8 protein-coding genes are annotated in these 7,060 nt (G+C 72.8%); 4 read left to right on the top strand and 4 right to left on the bottom strand.

All coding sequences use genetic code 11. The annotated features are described in order from the left end of the window. Positions 1-1,026: HAMP domain-containing protein (locus tag LQ327_RS21010; RefSeq protein WP_230737445.1), on the bottom strand; the 1,026-nt coding region annotated here is incomplete at its 3' end. Between the two features lie 99 nt (positions 1,027-1,125). Between LQ327_RS21010 and LQ327_RS21005 the strand changes: the two genes are divergently transcribed. The 3 genes from LQ327_RS21005 (at position 1,126) to LQ327_RS20995 (ending at position 4,156) form a co-directional block, all read left to right on the top strand. Continuing rightward, the gene (locus LQ327_RS21005) at positions 1,126-3,291 is read left to right on the top strand and encodes a SpoIIE family protein phosphatase (RefSeq protein WP_230737435.1); all 2,166 of its coding nucleotides are present in this window, start codon (positions 1,126-1,128) and stop codon (positions 3,289-3,291) included. 80 nt (positions 3,292-3,371) lie between these two features. Next, the gene (locus LQ327_RS21000) at positions 3,372-3,839 is read left to right on the top strand and encodes a hypothetical protein (protein WP_230737423.1); all 468 of its coding nucleotides are present in this window, start codon (positions 3,372-3,374) and stop codon (positions 3,837-3,839) included. Next, positions 3,836-4,156: a winged helix-turn-helix domain-containing protein gene (locus tag LQ327_RS20995; protein WP_230737420.1), complete on the top strand. Its 321-nt coding sequence runs from the start codon at positions 3,836-3,838 to the stop codon at positions 4,154-4,156. Before LQ327_RS21000 ends, LQ327_RS20995 begins: the two co-directional genes overlap by 4 nt. 74 nt (positions 4,157-4,230) lie before the next feature. On the opposite strand, the gene LQ327_RS20990 is transcribed toward LQ327_RS20995, so the two are convergent. Beyond that, complete coding sequence (locus LQ327_RS20990; protein ID WP_230737418.1) at positions 4,231-4,620, bottom strand: DUF5997 family protein; 390 nt, start codon at positions 4,618-4,620, stop codon at positions 4,231-4,233. 42 nt (positions 4,621-4,662) lie between these two features. On the opposite strand from LQ327_RS20990, the gene LQ327_RS20985 reads away from it, so the two are divergent. After that, positions 4,663-5,358 carry a LysR family substrate-binding domain-containing protein gene (locus LQ327_RS20985; RefSeq protein WP_230737408.1) on the top strand — a complete coding sequence of 232 codons (696 nt, stop codon included), beginning with the start codon at positions 4,663-4,665 and terminating at the stop codon, positions 5,356-5,358. Positions 5,359-5,360: 2 nt separating this feature from the next. Here the strand turns inward: LQ327_RS20985 and LQ327_RS20980 are convergent, their stop codons facing one another. Both LQ327_RS20980 and LQ327_RS20975 read right to left on the bottom strand, forming a co-directional pair. Continuing rightward, complete coding sequence (locus tag LQ327_RS20980; RefSeq protein WP_230737406.1) at positions 5,361-5,657, bottom strand: hypothetical protein; 297 nt, start codon at positions 5,655-5,657, stop codon at positions 5,361-5,363. Between the two features lie 123 nt (positions 5,658-5,780). Further along, positions 5,781-7,043 carry a cytochrome P450 gene (locus LQ327_RS20975; RefSeq protein WP_230737404.1) on the bottom strand — a complete coding sequence of 421 codons (1,263 nt, stop codon included), beginning with the start codon at positions 7,041-7,043 and terminating at the stop codon, positions 5,781-5,783. Positions 7,044-7,060: the final 17 nt, after the last annotated feature.

The following is a 7,060-nucleotide window of genomic DNA, read 5'->3' as shown; positions in this document are numbered from 1 at the left end:
CTGGTCGACCATCGTGTTCACGGTGCTCTTGAGCTCCAGAATCTCCCCGCGAGCGTCCACGGTGATCTTCTGGCTCAGGTCGCCGCGGGCGACCGCGGTGGTCACCTGGGCGATGTTGCGCACCTGGTCGGTCAGGTTGGCCGCCATGAGGTTGACGGCGTCGGTCAGGACTTTCCAGGTACCGCCGACGTCGGGCACCTGCGCCTGGCCGCCGAGTCGGCCATCGGTGCCGACCTCACGAGCCACCCGGGTGACCTCGTCGGCGAACACCCGGAGCGTGTCGGTCAGGGAGTTGATCGTCTCGGCGAGCTCGGCGACCTCGCCGCGGGCACTCACCGTGATCTTCCGGGACAGGTCGCCCTCGGCGATGGCGGTGGCGACCGACGAGATGGACCGGACCTGGTTGGTCAGGTTGCTCGCCATGGTGTTCACCGAGTCCGTCAGTGCCCGCCAGGTTCCCGCGACACCGCGGACGTCGGCCTGACCGCCGAGCTCGCCCTGGGTGCCGACCTCCCGGGCCATCCGGGTCACCTCGTCGGCGAAGGACGAGAGCTGGTCCACCATGGTGTTGACCGTGCGGCCGATCCTCAGGAACTCACCCCGTAGCGGGCGGCCCTCGATCTCGAGGGCCATGTGCTCCGTCAGGTCGCCCTGCGCCACGGCCTCGATGACCCGGGCGATCTCGGCGGTGGGCCTCGCGAGGTCGTCGATGAGCGAGTTGACGGCGTGAGCGGCGGCGGCCCAGGCACCGTCGGCGCTCTCCTCGTCGAGGCGCTCACGCATGCGGCCCTCGTGGCCGATGACGCGACTGATCCGCAGCAGGTCCCGGTTGTGCCTCTCCTGGACGGCCACCATCTCGTTGAAGTGGTCGACGACCTCGCCCGCCAGACCCATCCGCCGAGACAGGCGGACGTCCAGCTCACCACGTCCGACCCTGCGCATCGCCTCGGCGAGCTCGAGCAGGACCCCGTCATCCGGGGCCGTGCTCTGATCACCCTGAGTGTCGACACTCGCGGCTTCGGTCATGTCACATCCCTCCGGGGGACGACGGGTCGGGGCCCCATGATGCGCTGTGTAGGTGGGTGGCAGGACAATACGACCCGATGAGGGGGCACACTCTCCCTCGTGTCCGGTGCCCTGGGCCGTCATGTCCGGCTACCGCCCGAATCGCGATCGGCGGGTGTCGCGCGCCGTCTGCTGCGTGGGGTGCTGGCCGAGGTCGGGAGCGACGAGGACACTGCCGAGACGGCGACGCTCCTCGCCAGCGAACTGTGCGAGAACGCCGTGCTCCACGCCGGCACGACGTTCGACTTCGCGGTCGCCGCCGGCGACGACGGGATCACCGTGTCGGTCACCGACCAGGGGTCCAGCCCCCTGGAGGTGCACCTCGCCGAGCCTCGTTCCCGGACCGGCCGGGCAGCGACGCACGGACGAGGCATGGCGCTGGTGGAATCGCTGGCCACGGCGTGGGGCACCCGCCACGACACCGAGGGTCACTGCGTCTGGTTCACCCTCGGTCCGGCGGGCGTGGTCGCCCCGACGGAGCCCGCGCCGGGCAGGACTGAGGCCGTTCCGGCCGACGCACGTCCTGGTGAGCCTGCGCAGATCGCCCGGACGCTGCTGCATCTCCCTCCGGCGGTGTCGTCCGCATCAGGACCGGGAGATCAGGCCGCGGAACTGCTCCGTCGGCTCTGCGAGCTCACCGGCGCGACGGCCGCCGAGGTCACCCTCGACTACGGCGACGGAGACGGACCGGTTCAGCTCGCGCGAGCCGGTGCGGACCCGCAGCCGCCGGGGGACCCGATGCGCCTCCCGCTGGCCCTCCCGGCGCCGTTGACGGGAACGTTGTCGATCGAGCCGGGGGCCGGCGCCGATCGCTCGGGCCTGCATGACCTCGCCGAGCTGACCGCGATGCGCATCGCGTCCGGCACGGAGATCGACTGGTTACGGGGTGTCGATCAACGCCGGCGCTCCTGGACGACCTTCCTCGCCGAGGCCGGTGAGTTGCTGGCCCAGTCCACGGATCTCCGGTTGACCAGCGCCCTGGTCCCCCAGATCGCCATTCCACGACTCGGGCCCTGGTGTGCGCTGCACCTCGCCGAGGAGCACAGCGCCGTGCATCTCGAGCTCGCGGCGCTCGCTCACGCCGACGAGGCCGCCGTGACCAGGCTCCGCGCCGCCGTGCTCGACCGATCAGGCCCGGCGTCGGTGCCCGACCAGCTGGCCGAGGCGATGTTCCGCCGACGACCGGTGACGGTGGGGGATCCGGCCTCGGACGTGTCCGGACTGGCGGTGCCGTTGGTGGCACGCGGCGACCTCGTCGGTGTGCTCACCGTGGGTCGGCCACCGCAACGCCCCCACACGGCGGAGGAGACCGCGGTGATCTCGGACCTGGCCCGCCGAGCGGCCCTGGCGATCGACAACGCCCGCATCACCGGCAGGCACGCCGAGACGTCATTCGCACTTCAGCGCGCTCTGCTCCCCCGAGCTCTGCCGAGGGCTCCGGAGGTCGAGTTCACCGCGGAGTACCTCCCCGCGAGCGCGGGCAGCGAGGTCGGCGGTGACTTCTACGACGTGCTCGAGCTGCCTGAGCGCCGCTGGCTGGTCACGGTGGGTGATGTGTGCGGCAAGGGCGCGCGGGCGGCCGCGCGGACGAGCCTCGTGCGCGATGTCCTGCGCGTCCTGATCCGCGAGGGTCATCCGCTGTCGGAGGCCGTCGCGGAGCTGAACACGGTGATGCTGGAGGCGGAGGATCCGTACCTGTTCTGCACCCTCGCGTGTGCGCTGGTCAGTGGCCCGGTCTCCGGGGAGGGCGACGGTCTGGCCGTGGAGCTGCTGCTGGCCGGTCATGACCAGCCGCTGCACCAGCGCCCTGACGGCCGGGTGGAACCGGTCGGGATCCATGGAACGGCGATCGGCCTGGTGCGAGAGGTGAGCGTGGTCGGTACGCGACTCCGGCTGGCCGCCGGTGAGGCGCTCGTCTTCTATACCGACGGAGTCAGCGAGCAGCCGCGCGACGGCCGTCCGGGGGCGGAGCCCTTCGGCGAGGACCGACTGGTATCGGCGGTCGGCGGCGCCGGCAGCGGCTCGGCGGACGACGTCATCGCCGAAGTACGCGCCGCGGTCACCGCTTACGGGGCGGGCTCCCAACGGGACGACATCGCGTTGTTCGTCGTCCGCGCCGTGCCCGGGACCGCCGCGCCGGCGCCGGCGCCGGCGGCCGATCGAGGCGTGGTTCCGCGACCGCCTGATGTCCTGCCGGCGCCACGCGAGCGCCGATCACCGGCGTGAGCCCGGCCGTGCCGACAGGCTTGACTTTCCCGGTCGGCAAGTCGAGGCTACTTTCCGCATAGGAAAGTGAGGCGTCGTCCATGGAGCACATCACCCCGGGCCAGGCTGGTGCGGCACTGGAGGCCGTCGAGGACGCACGGGCCCGCGTCGCCGACGAGGTCGGCCTGCCCCGCGGCTACTGGTGGGCGATGGCGGCGGGTTGGTTGGCGCTGGGCGCGATCGGCGACCTGGCGCCACCGTGGCTGGTCATGGCGGCGACGCTCGTCTTCGGGGTCGCGCACGCGACGCTGGCCTCCCGGTTGTTGGCCGGTCGTCGGCGCACGCAGCGGTTGCAGGTCAGCGCCGTCGTGGCCGGTCGCCGCACGGCGGTCATCGTGGTGGGCATCCTGGTCGGACTGGTCGCGATCACCATCGGCGCCGGGTTAGCGCTGTACGCCGACGGCGCCCACCACCCCGGACTGTGGGCAGGGGTCCTGGGCGCAGCGGTGATCGGATTCGGCGGGCCGGAGATCCTGCGGGTGCTGCTGCGAGGCCGGGCGCGCACATGACCGCGCCGGGCTTCGACGAACTGATCCACCCCAGCACCCGGCTCCGCCTCATGGCCACGCTCGCGGCCGCGGACTGGGCGGAGTTCTCCTACCTCAAGGACCGACTGGAGCTGTCCGACTCGGCGTTGTCCAAGCAGCTCGCGGCGCTGGAAGAAGCCGGCTACATCGACACCGAACGCCGCCTCGACGGCAGCCGCCACAGGCTGCGGGCCCGGATCACGGCCACCGGCCGCGACGCCTTCGACGGCCACGTCGCCGCCCTCGAGGCCATCGTCGCCGCCGGCCGCGAACCCCACAGCACCCGATCGAGCTCCTGAACCGGCCGGACGCCGGCGCAGGCGGGGTCAGCTGACCGGAGGCGCTCCAGCTCGCCGCCGACCTGAACGGTCGCCTACGGGGTGCTCCCGCCGCCCGAGCGCTCGGCGCGCAGCCGGGCGTCCTCGCGCTGCACCTGGGCGCGCAGGTTCCGCTCGCGGCGCAGCCACTCCGGCTGCTCTTCCTTCAACGCCGTGATCTGCGCGGTGGTCAGCGGCTCGGTGATCTCGGCCCGGGCCAGCCCGGAGATCGACACACCGAGACGGTCCGCGACGACGGGGCGCGGGTGCGGGCCGTCGCGACGCAGCTCGCGCAGCCACGCGGGCGGGTCGGCCTGCAGGGCGTCGAGCTCGTCGCGGGACACCATGCCGTCGCGGAACTCGGCGGGCGTCGCGTCGAGGTGCACGCCCAGCTTCTTCGCCGCCGTCGCGGGCTTCATCGTCTGCGTCGCCCTCTGCCGCGTCATCGGCCCAGATTATCGGGCCCGGCCGGCCGATAGCCTGACCCCGTGAGCGAGTCCTGCGAGACCGCGTCCTTCCGGCTCGGCTACGTCCCCGGGGCCACACCGGGCAAGTGGGCGCGGATCTGGGCCGAGCGACGTCCCGACGTCCCCCTCGAGCTCCTGGGCGCAGCCACGGACGAGGTGGTGGAGCAGGTCCGGGCCGGTGAGGTGGACGCCGGGGTGGTCCGGCTGCCGATCGACCGGGCGGGGCTGCACGCGATCCCGCTCTACACCGAGACCACCGTGGCCGTCGTGCCGAAGGAGCACGTGCTCACCGCGGTCGACGAGGCGGAGCTCGACGACGTCGCCGACGAGATCGTCCTCCGTCCGCAGGACGACACCCTCCCCTGGCCCGGCGACCGGCCGGGCCAGGCCGCGGCGTTCGACCCCGCGACGACGGCCGACGCGATCGAGCTCGTCGCCGCAGGCGTCGGCCTGCTGATCCTCCCCCAGTCGCTGGCTCGCCTGCACCACCGTCGGGACCTCACCTACCGACCGGTGACCGACGCGCCGCAGTCCAGCGTCGTCCTCACCTGGCCGGACGCGGACAACACGGAGCTGATGGAGGAGTTCATCGGAATCGTCCGCGGCCGCACGGTCAACAGTTCCCGCACCCCCCGCCGCGACGACGGCCCGCCACCGGGCGCCCCCGCCCCCGCGTCGAGGAAACCTTCCCGGCGCCGAGCGGCCCGCCGTCGGTGACCTCAGGCGACCTGCAGGCCTTCGCCGATCTCGCGCAGCATCCGGTTGTCGTGATCGCGGGCCAGGACGTGACCGATCCCCACCGCAACGGCCAACGGCCAGGACACGACCTCGACCACCGCGAGCCCGCCGACCACGACCAGGAAGGCGGCCGACCCGGTCGGGGGCCAGCCGACCGGTCCGAGCAGCGGGACGTCGACCCGCCACTGCCAAGGCGCCCGGCGGTCGTCGGCACCGTCGTCCGCGTCGGTGGACCCCGAGCCGCCCGCGGGCGGCGCCTGCCGCTGGCGTGGGGTCATGTGCCGTCTCCGCCGGTGCTCGTGGATGCCTGGTCTCTCAACTGGAGTCTGTTCGCCGGTCGGGCTCGGGTCCTCACCCCATGGGGATGAGCCCGCCCGACGGGCCGGTGCCGCCGCGCACCGTCAGCCGTCGGCCGGGAGGACTCCGTCGATCGCGACGGGCAGGTGCCGGGGACCGCGCAGGACCGGATTGGTCCGGTACGGCGGCGGGTCGACGACCAGCCGCGGGTTGACCAGCCGGCGGGTCAGCTCGGTCAGCGCGATCTGGGTCTCGAGCCGGGCCAGCGGCGCACCGAAGCAGTAGTGGACACCCCCGCCGAAGCCCAGGTGCTGGTCGGTGTCGCGGGCGAGGCCGAACCGGTCCGGGTCGAACCGATCGGGGTCGAACCGGTCCGGGTCGCGGACGTGGGCGGGATCGCGGCTCCCGGCGGCGAGGACCAACGTGACCCGGGAACCCGACGGGATGGTGGTGTCGGCGATCTCGATGTCGTCGAGGGCGGTGCGGTTCGGCAGGAACTGCACCGGGGGCTCGTAGCGCAGCAGTTCCTCGACCAGGTGGATGGCCAGCTCGGACTCCCGCCGGAGTCGCTCGAGCACGTCGGGGTGGCGGAGCAGCGTGAGCATGCCGTTGGCGATGAGGTTGACGGTGGTCTCGTGTCCGGCGTTGAGCAGCAGGAACGCCGTCGTCAGCAGCTGTGGATCGCTGAGGTGTCCGTCGGGGCCCTGGTCGGTGGCCAGCGCGGAGAGCAGATCGGGACCGGGCGCGTGCCGCCGGGTGCCGATGAGACCGGCGAAGTACTGCCCCATCTCCTTCATGGCGGAGACGCGGCGACGCTGCCGCTCGGCGGGGTCGCCGGTGCCCGGGTCGAGGGCCGCGATCAGGGCTTCCGACCAGGGGTGGAAGCGAGGCTCGTCCTGGCGCGGGACGCCCAGCAGGTCGCAGATCGCGGTGACCGGGAACGGATACGCGACCTGGTCGACGAGGTCGACCTCGGGGCTCCCGGCGAGGCCGTCGACGAGCCCGCTGACCGTCCGGCGCAGGTCGGGGATCATGGCGTCGACACGGTCGGGGGTGTGCGGTGGACCGTAGTGGCGCGTGACGATGCGTCGCAGGCGGTCGTGCTCGGGCGGATCGAGCTGGAGGAAGGCCGGCGGCAGTCCCGCACCCGTCCCGAGACCGCCGGCCGCGTCGCCGTGCTGCTCGGAGCTGATCCGCGGATCGTGCAGGAGCTCGACGATCTCGGCGTAGCCGGAGACGACGTAGCTCCCGTCGCTCTGCCGGACGACCGGGGTCCGGCGCAGCTCCGCGTAGAGCGGATACGGGTCGGCGCGGTTGGCGTAGTCGAGGATCTGCGCGAAGACGCTCGGCGGCGCGGTCACGGCCATGACGGCGGCCTCCTCCG

The organism is Actinomycetospora endophytica (assembly GCF_021026375.1).
GTDB lineage: Bacteria > Actinomycetota > Actinomycetes > Mycobacteriales > Pseudonocardiaceae > Actinomycetospora > Actinomycetospora endophytica.
This window is presented reverse-complemented; position numbering and strand designations above follow the sequence as displayed.

Coding starts and splice junctions, on each gene's coding strand:
- LQ327_RS21000 (WP_230737423.1), top strand. CDS start 3,372: ATGGAGCACATCACCCCGGGCCAGGCTGGTGCGGCACTGGAGGCCGTC.
- LQ327_RS20995 (WP_230737420.1), top strand. CDS start 3,836: ATGACCGCGCCGGGCTTCGACGAACTGATCCACCCCAGCACCCGGCTC.
- LQ327_RS20990 (WP_230737418.1), bottom strand. CDS start 4,620: ATGACGCGGCAGAGGGCGACGCAGACGATGAAGCCCGCGACGGCGGCG.
- LQ327_RS20980 (WP_230737406.1), bottom strand. CDS start 5,657: ATGACCCCACGCCAGCGGCAGGCGCCGCCCGCGGGCGGCTCGGGGTCC.
- LQ327_RS20975 (WP_230737404.1), bottom strand. CDS start 7,043: ATGGCCGTGACCGCGCCGCCGAGCGTCTTCGCGCAGATCCTCGACTAC.